We start from the raw sequence: 17,325 nt of genomic DNA, 5'->3' as shown, positions 1-17,325 counted from the left end.
ATAGGCATGTAAGCCATGGCCCGCGACCTGCTCCCGATCTCGACCAACCTTCCGGCCGACCTGCTCGCGGAGATCGAAGGCGCGCGCGACACGCTGGCCGCGTCCAAGGCAGGATCGACCCAGAAAGCCTATGCCTCGGACTGGGAACGTTTCTGCGACTTCTGTGACGCGCGCAACGTCGAAGCGCTGCCCGCCCACCCTGACATCGTCGCGCTGTTCGCCCATGTCGAGGCCGAGGCGGGGATCGCGCCGGTCACGATCGGCCGGCGCGTCGCGGCGATCAACCATCATCACAAGGAGGCGGGTCTCGCCTCGCCCACCGCGCGTGATGCCGCCGGCGTCATCGCGCAGATGATGGCGGGCGTGCGCCGCAAATATGCGCGCAAGACGGATCAAAAAGCGCCGGCAGCGGCGGACGTTCTCACCGCTATGCTCGCGACGATCACGGCCGGAGGCCTGCGCGCCAAGCGCGATCGCGCAATTCTCGGGATAGGCATGGCGGGCGCATTTCGCCGTTCCGAAATAGCCGGTATGCAGTTGTCCGATCTCGATTTCGAGACCTCGGGCGTGCGGATATCAATCCCCCGTTCGAAAGGCGATCAGGATGCCGAGGGCCAGGAGATTGCAATCCCCGAAGGCCGTTATATCCGGCCTGTCAGCCTCCTCAGCGACTGGCTTGAGGCGGCCGATCTGATCGGCCCTGATCCCGTTACCGGCAAGCCCCGGACGGGCCCGGTGTTTCGCCGGTTGACGCGGGGGGACGCGCTGACTGCCGATCCGATCACCGACAAGACCGTGGCCCGTCTGGTGAAGACGACGGCCCTGGCGGCCGGGCTCGACCCAGCCCTGTTCTCCGGGCATTCCCTACGCGCGGGTTTCCTTACCGAGGCGGCCGCGAAGCGAGCGAACCTGTTCAAGATGAAGGACCACTCGCGCCACAAGTCGCTCGACACAGTCGCCGGCTATGTCCGCGATGCCGCACTGTTTGACGACCATGCAGGTGAGGAGTTTCTGTGATGCAGGGCTGCCCGGCAATTCTGCCGGCTCAACGAAATTCGAGATCCCGGAAGAGCCGACAATGACGACAGCGCCCGAATGGCAGGCTTATGCCATGCCTAATTACGATGCGGTGATGACGCGGGCGTGCGCAAATCTGCAGCAAACGATTCTTGTCGACGCCGCCTATCGTTCTTCCATATTGACCGATCCTCGAGACCTTCACCGCACCTTGTTCACTGGGATCACGCCGCCAGGCTATCCCGAATATGCGGGCACCTACCGAGGTGCGGCAGGGACCTCGCTCGAGGGACGGCGTTCGGGGGCGCCCCAACTCTTCAGCCCCCAAAAGAGCTTTTCGTTCGAAGAGCCCGAGAAAGTCGCCGCGGCACTCGATTTCCTGCTGTCCGAGGTTAGTCGCGAGCTGGTTCCCGCGCGGTCCGCTACGCCTTTTGTGCAGCTCCTGACCTTGACGCATCTCTTCTGCTGGTTCGGCAAAATCCATCCGTTCCTCGACGGAAACGGTCATATCCAGCGCGCCCTTTTCGCCGCCGCGGCCACCGAACTGAAGATCCCACTCGCCGCCCGCTTCGCCATCCACCCGCGTCCGTTTGATCGACTCCTCGCCTGGCCGCTGGAAATGTTCACGCGCGCCGCGTCCGACCAACGCGAGCAATTCCTCGCGATGGTGGCCGAATATCTCAGCTCATGGCTGGCCGGCCCCTTCGATCGACCCACGAGCGGCATCGCACCAGAAGGAGGTGAGCCATAGGCCGACAGGCATCGTTGTGATCCTGTCTATCCCTCCGGCATTGTCCTCCGCATGGGTCCGTGGTGAGGGGATTTAGCCGGTTCTAGCCGTTTTATATAGAACTGGTTAAATCGTGTAAAATGATTGCGGGAACGGCTGATCAGGCAGAACGCTCAGCCTTCTTGGATCAAGGCGTCCGATGCCATTAGGCCGCCGCCGGCTGCTTTAGCGTTGGAGCGCTTGTCGAAGAGCGGCAAGGCCTGTTTCATGCCTTTTCGGCTGCGTGTCCTGGAACCTGCGGATGTTCATCAACTTGAACTGTGGAGCTGGTAGCTCGCGGATCGTGGTCAATGGAAAGCAATCCCATTGGGGGTCTCCTGCTTCAAACCCTCAAGGAACCTTCGATCATCGGCGTCCAGAGATGCGTGTATCGCCTGCACAAGGCGATCGAGCGTTTGAACATGATCATCGTAAGTGAAAGGCTCGAAGGGCATCCCCTCGAATTGAGTCTTGAATGTGTCGCTCTGGTCCTTTCGACTCGGGCAGATAAGCTCAGCGACCGGACGCCCGTGGCTTACGAGGGCGGCAATGAAGCCGTGGCGAACCTCGTCAATGAGCCCTTCCCCGTCGAGTAGGCGTCTCACATCGAAGAGATCGCGCGGATGCTGCCGGTCAAGCGCGGCACAGATCTTGCCGCCGAAAAGCTCGCCGTGTGAGAGGCAACGCGCCTCGACAAATGCTTCAAATCTCTCCTGCACACGGTCGGAGCACCGTAGGTCGCGGAGGGGAAGGAGGTGGCCGCGCAGGGTGGGGTTCACCTCAACCTTGATCTGGGTCTTGCCGCGCTGACAGTGGAGCTTGACCTCCATCTCTTCCTGGCCCTGTCGTGTCTGGATAACGCGGGTTGGAGGCAGGCGACACTCGATTTCCGCTTTGATCCGAGCGAGCGCCTCACCGATCGCGCGCAAGGACTCGGCGCGGTTGTGGACGGGAAGGTAGGTCAGATCGATGTCGACCGACAGCCGCGGAAGATCCCATTCGAACAGGTTGATCGCCGTGCCGCCTTTCAGCCCGAAGACCGGTTCGGCCATAACCAGCGGCAGGACTTCCAGGAGGAGACGAACCTGGTCCCGATATTGCTCATCGCCCATTCGAGACGAGCTCCCAGGGAAGGAGCAGCTTATATTTCGGCACATAGCGGCCCATTTTCGCAAGGCTGCGATCGCCTGAGCCCAAGTCTATTCGATCCGCATCCAGATGGCGCATAACAGGAAGATCTGCCCGTTCCGCGAGGTAGAGGAACAACCGCCGGACCTTCACCGAAGCGCAGGCCTCGAGCAGCGACTGCATAAGCTTGGGCCGAAGCGATGTCATGCCCTCTATGATTTGGCCCGCCTCGACGAGATCGAATTCCTTGGGCGCAAGGTGGAGCAACTCTAATATGGCCCGCTCGGGCGTAGCGGTATTCAATGGATAGCCTTCTGGGGCTCGCTGCTTGGTGAGACCCAGATCGTTCGGCAGAAGCTTGCTTTGCATATGCCGGACGGCCCCCCCCCAATGAGTCTGAAACCAAGCGGGCAGAACCACGCGTAGCGGCGAAAAGAGGTAGGCTTTGTTCTCGCCGAACCGGACATAGTGGCTGTTGCCTGTCATCTCGAGCGCGGTGAGCGCGCCGACATGCACCGGCAGCTTGAGTTGTGACTGGACACTGTAAAGCGCTCCTTGCCACGTCACGGTTTCCATCGGGCGTTTGAACGCGCCGCGGCCTAGGGATGCCAGCCACTGCGATGCTGTGTAGTTCTGCAGGTCCTGCGCCGTCAGACCGAGTGCCCTCAGATGCGGACTGGTCGCCACGGTGTGCGGCTCCCATGCATCGAGCAACAACCTCAATTTATCGGATCGAGCTACCTTCATGGCATATCTATGTCATAATTTTCAAGGTGACTCAATCCCTCGGAAATTGCCGTCTCAATATGTTATAGATATATCTGTGACATATGATCCGATGCCTGAACGTGGCATGCACGGATTCGGTAGACTCGAGAAGCCCGCTCAACCCGTTGCGAACAAACTTCAGACACTGTATAAAACCGGCTGTTCGGAGCTTTCGACATGTACGACCTGAGAACCTATCTCGCAACGAAGGACCTCCCTGGTGGTCCGGTCTATATCGAAGAGCAATTCACAGCAGAATATCAGCTGATGAACCCTCAGGTCGTTGATTCAAATGATGATAGACCGCTCACACCCGGTAGAGCAATCGGAGGCCTCATCTCGTTGGCGTTGCTTGTAGGAACTGGCGTCTATTTGTTCCTGGCCTGGTGATTCGAGCATTCACTTCCTAAGATCGGGATCAGTGAAAAACCCACGGTTCTGATCCCGGTTCACTTCTGATTGCAGATCGACGGTCGCACCTGCGCGATTGGTGCGGGCAGCCTCTGCAGAAGCCCTGTCGTCGCTCAACCTCGCCCGACCGTCATCAATAATACGCCCGGCCGCGTTGGGATCGCCCCCCGCGCTGCCACTGCCAGCCCGATCGACACCGTGCGGACGGTAGGAGGCCCGAACATCCCCTGGACCTCTAACGCCGGTACCACGCACATCCACCAAATTCGGCTCGGAGATGCTGCCCTGGATTTCATTCCAAAGCGCATCACGTTTTTCCTGAGACCATTGCTGAATCATCTGCGACCTGACAGCGCGTTGCTGATCGGTCAGGTTCGTCGCCCATAGCTCTGGCGCGTCCAGGTTCGGGTGCAGCAGCTGCTGCTGCCTGTACCACTGCGCAAGGTCCTGGCTCAGATTCTCGCTGAGTTGCATCCCGTGGGTTTCGGCGAAGCTGGCGTCGCGTGAGAGCGACTCGGACAGCTCCTCCATCTTGCGTGCCGCCTCCGTGTAGGAGCGCGCCCGAGCAAGGGCGTCTTCAGTGCTTTGCGAAGACGAGGATGTTGAGGAAGACCGGCTGAATACGCCCGATCGCTCGTAAGTGCCGTCGGAGGTTGATGCTCCGGTGCCGTTGGAGTGTTCATCGCGTACGCCGCTGGACGACGAGCTGGAGGAGTCAGTAGACCTGCTCGAATCCGTCCCGTATCGTAGGTTATCCGTTTGAGTTCCGGTCTTATTGACGCTGACAGTGCCACTGACGTTCGGCAACAAACTGCCCAATCGGCCTTTCCCGCCAGTAGCACCCCGCCCGGCCCCACCAAGCGCTCCCCCAAGCGAACCAGCGACTTGATCTGTCGTCCCTGCCTGCCGATCGTGACCTTCGGAGATCCGCTGGCTCTGGCCGGTCGACGAGCGCTCTTCCATGCCCTGCGAGCTTGAGCCGGTCGTTCGGTCAAACTTCTCGACGTTCGTATTTGCGGACCTACCTGCGCCGGATTCGAAGCCCGAGGCGCGCTCGGACGAGGTTCCGAACGCGCTGCGGTTGGTGTGCGTGCTGGTGAGGATCTCTTGCGCGGCATTCTCGAACGCCTGCGCCTGACGATGCGCTTGGTTCGCCATCTCTCTCCATTCCGCGACGGTACCCGAATTCATCGTCGGCGTGAAACCGAGCCGAGAAATCGCGCCGCTCGTGTCGAACACTTCTTGCCCGTTACCGAAGCCAGACACGACAGCGCCATTATCCTGCCGCCAGCCAACGCTGGTCGCACCGCCCATGTAGCTCGGTGCCGTCGTCCACTGATCGCTCTGGCGCATGTTCGATGTGGAATTCGCCCAGCTCACATTCCCGTAGGAATAATTGCCCGTCGTCTGTTCGAGCGCGGCCGCCTCCGCCGCGTTCTGCGCAGGGGCGAGCATCGAGGTCGCCTGCCCCGCGATCGACATTGCGCCGCGAGCCAGGCCCGCCGCGAGGAACGGGATGCTCATCAGCATGAAGCCGGCGATTGTCGCCGTCTCGCCGTTCACCGCACCGATGCCGGCATAGGTGCCTAGCGTCACGCCGCCACCAGCGACGCCAGCTGCGGCCGCCTCCGCCCTCGTCATGCAGATCATATGGAGAATAACATACAGCGGCCCCCACGCAGCGAGGTAGAAGAACCCCATCGCATAGCCTTTAAGCGTCCCGAGCCCCGTCTGCGGCATCAGGAACAGCGGGAAGATCACCGGGAACATCGCGAAGAAGACCACCGTCAGGACGATATTCAGGATCGGCACCCAGGCCATCGCCTGCTGAGCGATCGAATTGTAGGTATTGCGCGCCTGTATGTCCGCGCGCGTCTGCGCGAAAGTGTCGATCGTCGCCGCCCCCGACCCGCCCGCCATGCTGTTGCGGGCTTGCATGAAAGCGTTGATGGCCGTGTTCTGTCGCATGGAATCGGAATAGTTGCTGGCCGACCCGGTGAAGGCCGCGTTCGCGATCGGCAGATCATGCTTGAGCTTGTCGGCCGCGAGCGTGTTGCTCAGCTTGGGATAGAGTTCCTTGCCCCAAAGCGGCGTGTTTGCTTCGATCATTGGCGCCCATTGGGCGTTGAGCATGTCGTAGGCCTGCCTGCAGGTGACGATCGCGCTGTTCACTGTGCCGTCGCCCTGCCGTTCTAGCCACTCCTGCGAACGAGCCTCCGATCCGGGCCCGATGTCCGCCCAGAGGTCTTTCGACTGCGCAAGGACGGTGAGCGATTTGCGGTAAAGCATCACGTCGCCGAACAGGCACTTCTTGAAGTGCTCTTCCAGGTTCGTCGAAAACTCAGCGTCGCGGATGACGAAGTTGCGGGTCGCATCGTACAGACGCGCGCCGTAGACCATGCCATTGCTCGAGTAATTGAGCTCGCCCGGCATGACGAAGACGGTCTCGGCGGTTCGGGTCAGCCAATCGCCGATCTGGGTCGTGAAACTCGCGAGCACCCCGAGCCCGAGCGGAACGTTCGCGACCGTCGCCGGTGCCAAAGACGGATTGATCCGGTCGGTCACCTTCACATCGATCGTCGGTACCATCAGGCAAAGGTAGATCAGCGTCGATTGCAGGAACCAGTTCATCCACACTCGAAAGTTGAGCGTGAACGCGACGACAAGCAACGAGTAGATCAGGCCCATCACCATCACGACGCGGAGCAGGGATCGATATCCCCCGCCCCCCGACCAGGCCGCGACCGCGTTGAAGGTGTTGACGAGATACTCGCCACCCCCAACCGTGAAGACCTCCACCATCGCCGCGGCTCCCCTGCCCTAGTTCAGCCCTTGTGCATTGAGCCCGCGCGAGAAATTGAGTGCGGACGACATCCCCGGCGTCATCGAGTTCTGGAGCGTGGACTCGAGCATGATGCTCCGATCGATGATCTGCATGGTGACCTGCAGCTTGTTCGAGAGCTTCACGTCACGCTGGGCGAACTTCTGACGGGTCGCGGCGATCTGTTGCTTCCACTGCGTGGCCGTGGCCTGATCGAATGTCTGATAATGCGTCTGGGCCTGCTCGACGCGGTCGAGCATGTTGTCGAGCATCGCGGCCAGCAAATCGACCGCCACGATCTCCGAAAGCGTTTCGATCTCGCCGTCGGTCAACGCATAGTGGGCATAGGCTTGGACCGCGAGGATCTTGTAAATTGGTACGGTCGCGATGTTCAGAAGCTGCTTCTCTGCCGCGTCGAGCGCCGTATCCGTGCGGATCTTGCTGCTCATCGACTTGATCATCGACGCGATCCGCGGCCGAAGCGCGGAGGAGGCTGGGACCGACAAGGTCTGCTCGCCAACATCGTAGCAATCCGTATCGTTGCACTTCAGCATCTTGACCGCCGGTGCGTCGGCCGTGCCATCGAGGAGGGCTGTGACCACCGCTTCCTCCGCCGGCCCGAACATAACCACCTTCCCGCCCACGGCAGGATCGGTGGAAGGCTGGGTGACGACGGTGCCAACCAGCGTCATGATATATTCGGAGAAAGATTGATCGAACGCGCCGAACTTCGCGGACTTCTTCAGCGCCTCCCACGTGTAATTGTGCGGCTCGCCGACGAGCTGATCCTTCATATTGGCGTCGGTGTTGCCGGCGATCGTGGCATCGCGCTTGTTGCCGTTGTTGCAGCCCTGCCGAGACGCGGCCCAGTCCGAGAAGACGCCCTGGCTGTTGCCCACGGCCTCGCAGATCGTCGAGCGGGTGGAATCCATTTGCGGCCAGATCCCACCGACTAGCGCCTGGGCGGTCTCGCAGCTCGAGATGTTCATCTGATTGAGGAGCTGGGCCTTCTGGCTGAACTCATCCATCACCTTCCCAATTTCCGGCGAGACCGAATCGATGGCGAGCTTGAAGGCGAAACCGAGCGCATTGTTCGCGGTCGCCTTCAGCATAGCAACGATCTCGGAGGCGTTGATGAAGGAGAAGCTGCCGCTGAAGAGATCGATGCCACCGCAGCCTGCGCGCGCGCTTGGTAGCTGCAGATTGAAGGGCGACACACTCTTCTGGGGGAAGCGCGTCCAGACATTCCCGAGCGAATAATAGCCCGCCGACTGCCCTTGGAAAGCCGTCGGTCCGGTGACATTGGCAGCGCCGCCAGCGTCGTTGAAGAAGCCGTTCATTTCCGAGGCGACGTCGGCCCGGGCCACACTGATCAGGGCGAAGTGGGACGCCGCGACCATCGCCAGACATGCTGCGACCTTCGTGCGAAAGGGGCGCCGCCGCCCCTGCTCCGGTGCCTGTTCCATCAATAGTCGCTCCCCACTTTGGTGTTGGTCAGTATGAAGATGCGATCCATGATTTCGTCAGCGCTGAGCACGCCGTATCCGACCGGGATCGTCCGCTTTGTCTGCGTGTCGAACAGGACCAGCGCCGGCGTCTCATTGCCGGGCACACCCATCCTGGATCGCTGGCCGGAATCGACCACGTAATTGGGAAATTCCTTGTTCGGCCCGCCATCCATCGAGACGGCCATCACGCTCATCCTGTGGCTGTCGGTCACAGAGCGCAGGATCGGCGCGAACACCTCGCAGGCGCCGCAGCTTTGCGCGTAGAAATAGAACAGACCATATCGCTGGCCAAGATTGGTCAGAATCGCATCCCGGTCCGCCTTGCGATTGTCGAGCCAGAGGCGCTTGCCCACCGTCGAGACCGGTCGCTGCAGCGTGTAGTCGAGATCGGGGTTCTGCCAGAGCGCCCGCTGCCAGGTGTCCGAGAAGGTCGACGCGCGGTCGAGCTGCTCACGTTGGAAGCGAACATAGGCGATGACGTTGGTCTCGGTCGGCTCGAGGATCGCGCGCGCCTTGAGTTCATCGAGCTGCTTGGTGATTGACGCGATCCGCTCGGCTGCGCTTGCCTGAGGCTCCGTCAATGCGTTGGGGGCAGCCTCGGTCGTTTTTGGCTTCACGCAATAGAACCACTGGCCGAGCTTGCGCTCACCACAGTAGAAATCGTCGGGCACATCCTGCTCGATCGCATCGCGGGCGGCCCCAGCCGCTTGCGCCCAGAGCGGAGCCGCTGCGCCGATCGGAGACACGGCCAGCAGCAGCATCGATAGCCTAGCGAAACTCGTCATCGCTGGATGTCCTTTCGTCGGATGGAGCGGATTGCGCGGAGGAGGAAGGATGGTGGGGGTGTGCAGCTTGGCCGTCCCAGGCTGCGAGGTGAATGCAGCAGTCGACATCGCGGGGGGCGGTAGTGGCTCCGCAGCCGTGCGGTGTCACTGGCACCACAGGCGGCGAACCCGCCAGCAATACGATTAGCGCCGGCAGTTCAATTATGGAGATCGCCATGTTGCAATTCCTCTCTGGTCAATCTCAGGACGGCCAGCATCAGGGCGACGTCGATCAGCCGAGTTCCCTGGTCGAGCAGCCGGATGATCCCATTGACGAGGGGGCACGCCGCCTGCCTTCCCGGTTCGGCCGGCAGCAGCCTGTCGCCGTCCGCGACGAGCCAGCCTCTGGCGCCCATCTTCAAGACACCCCTGCTCAGCGTCTTCCTTGGGACGGCGCCTTCGAACCAGGAACTGAGGGTCTCGAGCACGTCGTCGAACCGCGGTGGCCGCTTTGCTCGATAGACAGCGAGGAAGATCGCGAGCTCGAGCACCGTCATGTCCCACTCGCAGGCGAGATTCGCGGTCGAGGCGAGGGGTTCATTTGCCGTGGAGCTCATAATAGGCCTGAATCTTGTCCTGAATGCCGGACATGGTCTGGACTTCATCGGGCAGCTTCGCGGCGTCCATGAAGTCCGAGTAAACGTCGGTGAAATCCATCACCGACAGGTCGAGCCTCGCGAATTCATCGACCGTGAAGCCCTGGCACTGCTCCTTTTTCGCGCTGCCCCATGGCTTGCCGAGCTGTGGGCGGCCCTGCTCCTGCAGGACGCGCGAGAGCTTGCTCTCGAAGCAGCAATAGGCGGTGCGCTTGGTCGAGCAGATCCCGAGGAAGCTCGACGAGCAATAGCTGCCGAGGTTGTGGCAAAGGCCCATCCGGTCCTTGATGTCGAGCTTCATCTCGTCCTGACTGCAAGCGAACAGTACGAGGAACGGCGTGGCGAAGGCGGCGATCGCGGCCGGCCCACCGGCGAGCGCTGCTGCACCAGCACCGAGCGGCACGAGGCCCGACACCTTTCCCGCGCAGCAGTTGATCAGGCCGAACACAGGCTTGTGGCAGGTCTCGCGCGTACCCGTGAAAACCTTGAAGTCGGCCTCGTTGAACTCCTTGCCGGCTTGATCGAGCGCGTGAAGCCCGACGAGCGCATCCCTGAATTCGGTTGACGCCTCGCGGACGATCGGTTCGCAATCGCCGTTGATGCAGTAGACATCGTCCCCGCAGATATACTGCTTGTCGCCCCCGACGGTGCTCGCAGGGGTCGGACAGCGGTACACTTTCTCCGCGACCTTGCAGGGCCCGCTCTGCGGGTCATCAAGGCAATCTTCACGGAGGAAGGTGCAGGACCGGTTGCTCTCCAGATCGCCGCAATCGTTGCCCGCCGACATGACGTTGCAGGTGAAGTTGCGCTTCCATGCCCAGCACGATTGCGTGACCGGTACGCCATCGATGATTCGGGTCTCGGGGCCTTCTGTGCAGACTTCCCCGGCCGGATCAGCCGTGCACATCGTATCTCCGGCCATGGCTCCGCAGCCATCGACCCTTTTGGTCGTCACCTGCGTTTCGGTCGTCTTGGCGTGCCAGCCTTGCCCCGTGATCGGGCTTGGAAGGAGGGATAGATCGGTCAGGTTCTCAGAGCAGACATATTCGGTCGCGTTATAGTCGTCGCAGAACTTGTTGGTCGAAACGCCGTAAATCCTGTGGGCCTGACAGGCCTGCATCACGACGCCGGTCGGCCGGCAGACACCTGAAGCCAGGTGCGGCGCCATCGCGTCATATCGGGCAAAGGGGGTGCCGTACGCACCGTTTGGCACGACGAAAAACTTGTACGCGTCGACTGTCGTGGTCTCGGGCACCATGGTGATCGAGCATGATCGTGGCTCCTGCTCGATCTTGGTTCCCTGATTGCATGTGGCTTCGTAATAGCCGCTCGTTCCCGAACCCGGCGGGAGGGGTGTGCAGGTTCCGCTGGTGCTGCTGTACGCTTCGCCCGCGAGATAGGCCGACGGGTCGCCTTCGACGGTCGTTGCGCGGTTCGTCGTTGCCAGGATCTCGGCGTTGCTGAAGGTCGGGCGGGTGCGATCGGCGTCTGTTGTGACCCGGTAGCTTTGGTCGGAAGACTTCTGCGCCTGAGCATCGGCGACGAGCTTGTCCGGGTCGTCATAATAGGTCGTCTGGGGCTGGCTGGTGCCTGTATATCCTGGAACAGCCGCAGCCTGCGCGTCACTGGACGGAATCAGTGAAGAATCGTTTCTCTTCTCCTGCGCCATCGCCCTGCCCTCGGCGCGAGCTTGATCGACCGTCATCTCTTGCCCGGCGACAGGCTCGACCGTGAGCAGCAGGGCGCACAGCACGCCCAGGAGGCGGCGCACGATCATTGCCGGTCGCGCTTCATGTTGGAGAGAGCCACCGCCGCTACGCGGGCGCCCGGGCCGCTGCCGCCCGCGAAGGTCGAGAGCGCATATTCCACCGTCACGTTACCGATCATGCGATCGTAGGGCGGCACCTTGGTCTGACAGGAGAAGCCGGCGCACAGATCGAAGTCCGACGAGACCGTGATGTAGGTCGGGACAGCCTGGACATCGAACGCGCGAAACAGCCGGGGATCGATGCCGATGCTGGCGAACTGCCCCTTGTCGACGACCTTGCCGAGCCGTGCCACAAACTCCTTGGCGGAATTGTTCGGAAACCCCCTGAATACAACCACACCGCCGGCGTTCGAGGTATCGCGCACGAGCTGCTTGAGCGTAGCGTCCGGCATCGACAGGCTGGCGAAGGCGATGAATTGCGGCGCCTCCCCACCTTTCGCGCTCGCATTCTGGGACGCGCCCTTAACGATCTCGTCGAAATCGACCGGCCCTGCGGGACCCTTCGGAAGCTCGGTCGTCGCAATCTTGCGCATATTGTCAGTTCCGCCGTCGCGGACCTGAGCGGCCTCCTCCCGGAACCGGTCGCCCCTGTCCTTGACCTGATCGACAAAGGCCTGGGCCTCCGCGGCGAGGTCGGCTGAGCGCTTCTTGACCGCCTGAACGTCTACGCCGTCGACGGTCTGAGCGAGCAGCGCGGACACACCGGCGGTGCCCAGGACCGCGAGGATGCCGATGGTGAGATAGCGCATCGTCAGACCCCTAGAGCACGCAGCAATTGCGCTTGCGCCAAACGAGGTAGCCCATGTCCTCGCCGCCGGCGGGATAGGCACGACCAGCGTCGGGTGGCATGGTGGAGGCACCGATCGCGGAGCAGGCGAAGCGCCCGCTGACGGTCGGGATCGGATTGACCATCTGGAAGCGGTATTGCTGCTTCCGCATGATCGGCATGAGATACTTCTTGCAGAGCCCGGCCGATCCCATCGTCCCCCAGGCAAGTGCTTCACGGTGCATCTTGAAAGCGAACCGCGAGAGCGCGAGCCGCGAGGACTGGACGTGCCCGATCGAGGACGGAATGTTGCCGTTGAGCGGATACATCGAGCCCTGACAGCCTGCGCACCAGAATAGAGGATCGAGCGGCAGATGGACGGTGCCGGCGACGCAATCGCCGGCGCAGGCGGCCTGCGCGATAGGATTGGCGAACACGATCGCTTCGGGATTGATCAGCGCCGCCAGCGAGTCATCCTGCCAGAGCGGATCGACCTCGGTCATGTAGGCGATGTCGAATGACGCCTGCTCGAAACAAGCGAAGTCCGTCAGGATCTCCATCCAGTAGAGCAGCGGATAGACGTACCAGTGGACGTGCCATTTGGCCGTGCTCTGCGACCGCCCACCGACCATGGATGGTCCGGTCAGATAGCCCTGGCCGATGTCGAACCCTGGCGCGATCCGGATGCCACCGAGGTTGGGGAAGCACCACGGCTTCATCGTCACGTCCGCAAGGCGCGCCGGCTCCCAGAACCCCACCGATATGCCGATGCGCGGGAGCGGGTCGGCGCAGGCGCAGATCGGCGACGCGGGATTGCTGGGATCGGGGCGGCTGCTCGGCCAGATCTTCAAGGCACCGACAGACAGCGGAAAGAGACAGGACCAGCAGACATCGGTGATCGGATTGACGAACTTGCCATTGCAGGTCGGCCCGGCCGCCGCTGCCGGTGGCGACAGGGCGACCATTGCGAGGAGGAATGTGAGTGCGCCGATGGCGCTGCGAAAGGACCCGATCACTCCACGCCTCCGATGTTGTCGAGAGAAGCCCGGTCGGCGCGCTGCTTTCGGACCAGGTAGAGGCAGGTGTAGGCGGCGGTCGCGCAAAGCAGGACAGCAGCGCCGATCGGCGCGGCCCGGCCGACCGCATGGCGGAGCGGTGAGAAGAGACCGATGACCAACGCGCAGGTGATGCAGAGTGCCTGCCAGACGAAGCGCATGCGCCGCAGCGTCGACGTCTCCGGAGCCGCCATCGGCGTGCGAAGGAGATCGAGCCAGAGCGGCATCAACCCGCCCTCCCCTTCTTCACCACCTGCTCGGAAACGCGCATCACGCGGCCGTTCTGCTGCACGACAGCCGGCGTGTGCTCGATGCCGAAGCGAGAGGTGAGCTTGCCCTCCTGATCGAAGTAGAACCGGCGCTTCCGGTTCGTCATCTCCTCGATCGGCGAGCCGCTGACGAAGATGATCTTGGCGTTGAGGTCGGTATACCGGCTCGTGGCCCACGCGACCTGGTCGGCATCGTCGCCGTCGACGAACACCAGCGTCTGCCTGATCGCCACGAAGTCGAGTGGATTGATCCGTTGTCCGGCGCGGCCGATTAGGTTGCCCTTCTGGTCTCGAATATCGTGCTCGAGCTGGACCGTTGGATCATAGGTCCAGTCCCTGGACTCGGTTGCTGGCGAGAGGCCAGCTACAGGGGTTGGCCGCCGAACCTTCGCTTCGACGCGCTTGGCGAACATCTCGTTGGTGCGCGCGAGCTCGCCAGTCGATTCAGCGCGCTTTAGCCGCGCTTCGATTGTCGAAAGCAAATCCGGCTCGATGACCGGGAAGGCCTGGCCCGTCTGGCCATAGTCACGCGCCTCGATGCGGGCAGGGCTCATGACAAAGGCGACGATACCGAGGAGCGCGGCCCCTCCGCCAGCGACAAGCATCCGCTTCACAGCACAGGCTCCCCGACACCGATAATCTGGCGGTCGCAGGCGAATCCGATCTCGGCGTAACGGCTGTCGAACCCGTCGCGATGGGGAGACCCGGCATAATAGCAGCCCGACGGGATCACACCTTCCGCGCCTGGCGTCAGTGGCTCGCCGAAGCGCGTGAGTGGCTTCAGCCGCCCGATAGGCTTGCCGTTGATCGTCACGACCATTCCGCGATGCGCGACGACATCGCCCGGCATGCCGTATACGATCTTGCCGAACATCTGCGGCTTCGCCCCGAAATGGCGACGCAGAAGCGCGCTCTGCGGCGGATCGAAGAACACATAGTCGCCGCGGACTGGCAATTGGTGCCGGCGGATGAGGAAGGCCCAATTGGGGAGGGAATCGCTCGCGTTGATGAGGAAGACGTGGCTGTCGCGCCATGCGCTAATCGCACTGAACAGACCCGTTCCGACGAGCGCCACACCCAGCATCGCCCACAGACGCTTGCGCGACCGCCAGCGCGGGGCCGTGGGCTCACTGGCCGCCGTTGCCATCGGGGCCTCCAAAGGTAGAGACCGACGGTCTGGACAGCTGCCCGGGAGCCGGCTGCGGCATCGGTTGCGGGAACGAACCGCCGACGGACGGGTTCTGCGGCGAGACCGCCTGCACACCAGCCATGGGGTCGATCTGCCCCGGCGTTGCCAATGGCGGTTGCCGAGAGGCGGCGAGCGCAGCCTGTGCAGCCGAAAGTTCCTGCATGCGCTGCAGCTGCTCGACAGATACGCGCTTTGGCTCCGGAACACCGGACGCAAACACCGCCTTCTTCAGGCTCTCCGTGATGTCCGGCACATTCTTGGTTAGGACCGCCTCGCCGACCAGCACCACCTGCCCGCCCTCGCTCCGACGCTGAAGCTCCTTATCGAGCGAAGACATGAAAGCCCTCATCTCGGCCTGGACCCGATCGGGCGGCGAGCCCGAGAATCGCTGCGCCTCGACATAGTCACCAACCAGCGCTGACAGCCTGGCCGACACGATGTGGTCCTGCTTTGGCGCCGTGAGCGCGCGCGTGACCCACATCCCCCAGATCAACACTGCGAGCACGACCAGGCCGATCACCATCTGCTGCCGGGTGAAGCCTGCAAAGCCGATCCGGTTCTTGGGAAGAGCGGCTTGAGGCGCGGGAGGTGCGGGGGGCAAGTCGAGTTCGGGTTGCTCAGCCATGATCGCGGACCCCTTCCTGCATGCGGCGGGGCAAGATGCGATCCCGGCGGAAGGTGATGACCGCCGCCGAGAGGATCATGTGCGCGATCGCGAAAATGTTGAGAAATGCGCCGGTCCGGGCCTGATCGGCCGCGACATAGCGCGTGGTGAAATTGTTGAGCTGGTGGATGAAGCCGTCGAAGGAGAAGCCGCCGATCGCGAGGAAGAACAGGAAGAACAGCCCCCAGGTGATCAGCAGCGTGCTGCCCAGGAATCCAAACCCATGGAGCGTGAAGTAGAGAACGGACCGCCATTCGGCCGCCGTCAGCCTGCCCTTGCGCGCACTAGAGATCTTCACGTCGTCAGCGTTCGTCGCCATGATCCTACTCCGCAGCGATCGCGATCTCGTCCGTGTCGACGAGATTGCTCACCCATTTTTCGGGGTTGTCGGGAAAGGCGATCCGCTCGATCGCTTCGTCCATGCTCATGCCCTCCGCGATCAGCGCGTCGATCGCAGCGAATGTCCTCGGGCTCGAGGAGAAGAGCGTGGCCGAATAGGGATCGAGCACGAGGCGCCCGACCGCGAGCGTGTCGGGCCCTTTGATCATGATGTCCGAATATTCGAAACCGTTGCGCTTCAGCGAACGCAGAAGGGCGTCGGTGTAATCGTCCATCTCGAAGCGATCGTGCTTCTTGAAGTCCGCGATCGTCTCCGGTTTTTGCTGTAGGATAACGAACCAGTCCGAGTTCTCGAGGGCGGCGATCGAGCCGGCCGACTTGTAATAATCGTTGAGCGACTGGGTCGCGGTGACCAGCGACGCGCCGTATTTCCGGCAGGTGCGAGCATAGGTCTCGATGAAGTCGGCCATCGCGCCGCCCCGGAGCATCTGCCACGCCTCGTCGAGCAGAAGCGCCTTGGGGATTGAGCGATCGAGCTTGCGCATCATCTGCTGCGACATGAACATGATCGCGGTCAGCACGACGCTGCGCAGTTCCTCGCGCGCCGAGAGATCAGACAGCTCGAAGACGGTGAGCTGCGCTTGCAATTCGAACGAGACTTCACCCTGGAAGAACCGCCCGTACGTGCCTCCCGACGAAAAGGGTCGCATCGCGATGCCGAGATTGGAGGCCAACGGGTTGCCGGTCGCCTCCAGGGCTGCGATCACCAGATCGATCGAACCCTTGCTGCCATGCTCCTCCCAGACCTGGTTGACCGCGCCGTCGATCAGGCCCCGTTCGGTGTCATCGAGCACGTTGATGTGCCGCGACATCTGATTGATGATCGCCTTGAGCATCGCCATGCAGTCGAGAAGGTAATCCTCGTCCTCAGCCGCCTGAACCTGGTCGATCATCGAGAAGGGGTTGAGGCAGAAGCCCGAGCTCATCGTGAATTCGACGAAGGCGCCGCCCTGCAGTTTTGCCGAGTGCTCGAACGAGCGGCCGTCGTCGATCACGACCACCTTTGCACCGGCGCCGCAGAGCGAGCCGCACAGCTCCTGGAGCGCGACCGACTTGCCCGAACCCGATTTGCCGAAGACCGCGACATTGTGGTTGCCGGCGGCATTCTCGAACGGGCTCCAGAAGAAGGGTTGGCCGCGCCGACCGATCAACAGCAAGTGCGGCACCTGGCCGCCCAGATATTCGCCCTGAATCGGTGCCAGATTGGCCGCCGTCGTGGTGAGCAGCGTCCGCATCCGCTTCATGCGCTCGAGATCCTTCGACAGGCCGTTGGCCATCGTCATCGGCATCGCGCAGAGCAGCCCCATCACCTGCAGGTAGCGGTCGTCGAGCAGGTCCCAGCCTGCAGCCCGGTAGACGGACTTGAGCACGCG

General features: G+C 62.3%; 18 protein-coding genes. 3 read left to right on the top strand and 15 right to left on the bottom strand.

The features are described from left to right. Positions 1 to 15 precede the first annotated feature (15 nt). Positions 16 to 1,017 (top strand): site-specific integrase, encoded by a 1,002-nt coding sequence (locus tag B7Y49_RS13680; protein ID WP_374128154.1) that lies wholly within the window; start codon positions 16 to 18, stop codon positions 1,015 to 1,017. Next, positions 995 to 1,768, top strand: coding sequence for a Fic family protein (locus tag B7Y49_RS13675; protein WP_374128158.1), 774 nt, complete (start codon positions 995 to 997; stop codon positions 1,766 to 1,768). Before B7Y49_RS13680 ends, B7Y49_RS13675 begins: the two co-directional genes overlap by 23 nt. A 326-nt stretch (positions 1,769 to 2,094) precedes the next feature. Here the strand turns inward: B7Y49_RS13675 and B7Y49_RS13670 are convergent, their stop codons facing one another. Both B7Y49_RS13670 and B7Y49_RS13665 read right to left on the bottom strand, forming a co-directional pair. Further along, entirely contained in the window at positions 2,095 to 2,898 is an 804-nt protein-coding gene (locus tag B7Y49_RS13670; RefSeq protein WP_374128153.1) for a nucleotidyl transferase AbiEii/AbiGii toxin family protein, read from the bottom strand. Further along, on the bottom strand, positions 2,888 to 3,661 hold the full coding sequence (locus tag B7Y49_RS13665; RefSeq protein ID WP_374128152.1) for a type IV toxin-antitoxin system AbiEi family antitoxin: 774 nt from the start codon (positions 3,659 to 3,661) through the stop codon (positions 2,888 to 2,890). Before B7Y49_RS13665 ends, B7Y49_RS13670 begins: the two co-directional genes overlap by 11 nt. Before the next feature lie 198 nt (positions 3,662 to 3,859). On the opposite strand from B7Y49_RS13665, the gene B7Y49_RS13660 reads away from it, so the two are divergent. Beyond that, complete coding sequence (locus B7Y49_RS13660; protein ID WP_374128151.1) at positions 3,860 to 4,072, top strand: hypothetical protein; 213 nt, start codon at positions 3,860 to 3,862, stop codon at positions 4,070 to 4,072. A 9-nt stretch (positions 4,073 to 4,081) separates the two neighbouring features. On the opposite strand, the gene B7Y49_RS13655 is transcribed toward B7Y49_RS13660, so the two are convergent. The 13 genes from B7Y49_RS13655 to B7Y49_RS13595 all read right to left on the bottom strand — a co-directional run. Then, a complete protein-coding gene (locus B7Y49_RS13655) occupies positions 4,082 to 6,895 on the bottom strand; it encodes a conjugal transfer protein TraG N-terminal domain-containing protein (protein WP_374128150.1) in 2,814 nt (937 codons plus the stop codon). Between the two features lie 18 nt (positions 6,896 to 6,913). After that, on the bottom strand, positions 6,914 to 8,314 hold the full coding sequence (locus B7Y49_RS13650; RefSeq protein WP_374128157.1) for a conjugal transfer protein TraH: 1,401 nt from the start codon (positions 8,312 to 8,314) through the stop codon (positions 6,914 to 6,916). 65 nt (positions 8,315 to 8,379) lie between these two features. Then, entirely contained in the window at positions 8,380 to 9,183 is an 804-nt protein-coding gene (locus B7Y49_RS13645; RefSeq protein ID WP_374128156.1) for a conjugal transfer protein TraF, read from the bottom strand. A gap of 221 nt (positions 9,184 to 9,404) precedes the next feature. Continuing rightward, positions 9,405 to 9,743, bottom strand: coding sequence for a hypothetical protein (locus B7Y49_RS13640; protein WP_374128149.1), 339 nt, complete (start codon positions 9,741 to 9,743; stop codon positions 9,405 to 9,407). Positions 9,744 to 9,783: 40 nt separating this feature from the next. After that, positions 9,784 to 11,619, bottom strand: a complete 1,836-nt coding sequence (locus B7Y49_RS13635; RefSeq protein ID WP_374128148.1) for a conjugal transfer protein TraN — start codon at positions 11,617 to 11,619, stop codon at positions 9,784 to 9,786. Beyond that, positions 11,616 to 12,359, bottom strand: coding sequence for a type-F conjugative transfer system pilin assembly protein TrbC (gene trbC, locus B7Y49_RS13630; RefSeq protein ID WP_374128147.1), 744 nt, complete (start codon positions 12,357 to 12,359; stop codon positions 11,616 to 11,618). The genes B7Y49_RS13635 and trbC overlap by 4 nt, the downstream gene beginning before the upstream one ends. Before the next feature lie 10 nt (positions 12,360 to 12,369). Then, positions 12,370 to 13,389, bottom strand: coding sequence for a conjugal transfer pilus assembly protein TraU (traU, locus tag B7Y49_RS13625; protein ID WP_374128155.1), 1,020 nt, complete (start codon positions 13,387 to 13,389; stop codon positions 12,370 to 12,372). Then, a complete protein-coding gene (locus B7Y49_RS13620) occupies positions 13,389 to 13,658 on the bottom strand; it encodes a hypothetical protein (protein ID WP_374128146.1) in 270 nt (89 codons plus the stop codon). Before B7Y49_RS13620 ends, traU begins: the two co-directional genes overlap by 1 nt. Next, positions 13,658 to 14,314 carry a type-F conjugative transfer system protein TraW gene (traW, locus tag B7Y49_RS13615; RefSeq protein ID WP_374128145.1) on the bottom strand — a complete coding sequence of 219 codons (657 nt, stop codon included), beginning with the start codon at positions 14,312 to 14,314 and terminating at the stop codon, positions 13,658 to 13,660. The genes B7Y49_RS13620 and traW overlap by 1 nt, the downstream gene beginning before the upstream one ends. After that, on the bottom strand, positions 14,311 to 14,847 hold the full coding sequence (locus B7Y49_RS13610; RefSeq protein WP_374128144.1) for a S26 family signal peptidase: 537 nt from the start codon (positions 14,845 to 14,847) through the stop codon (positions 14,311 to 14,313). The genes traW and B7Y49_RS13610 overlap by 4 nt, the downstream gene beginning before the upstream one ends. Next, positions 14,828 to 15,514 (bottom strand): type-F conjugative transfer system protein TrbI, encoded by a 687-nt coding sequence (locus B7Y49_RS13605; protein WP_374128143.1) that lies wholly within the window; start codon positions 15,512 to 15,514, stop codon positions 14,828 to 14,830. Before B7Y49_RS13605 ends, B7Y49_RS13610 begins: the two co-directional genes overlap by 20 nt. After that, positions 15,507 to 15,872 carry a hypothetical protein gene (locus tag B7Y49_RS13600; protein ID WP_374128142.1) on the bottom strand — a complete coding sequence of 122 codons (366 nt, stop codon included), beginning with the start codon at positions 15,870 to 15,872 and terminating at the stop codon, positions 15,507 to 15,509. Before B7Y49_RS13600 ends, B7Y49_RS13605 begins: the two co-directional genes overlap by 8 nt. 4 nt (positions 15,873 to 15,876) lie before the next feature. Continuing rightward, positions 15,877 to 17,325 (bottom strand): DUF5934 domain-containing protein (locus B7Y49_RS13595; protein ID WP_374128141.1); only part of this gene is annotated, 1,449 nt, incomplete at its 5' end.

The organism is Sphingomonas sp. 28-62-11, assembly GCF_002278865.1.
In the GTDB taxonomy this organism is placed as follows: domain Bacteria; phylum Pseudomonadota; class Alphaproteobacteria; order Sphingomonadales; family Sphingomonadaceae; genus Sphingomonas.
This window is presented reverse-complemented; position numbering and strand designations above follow the sequence as displayed.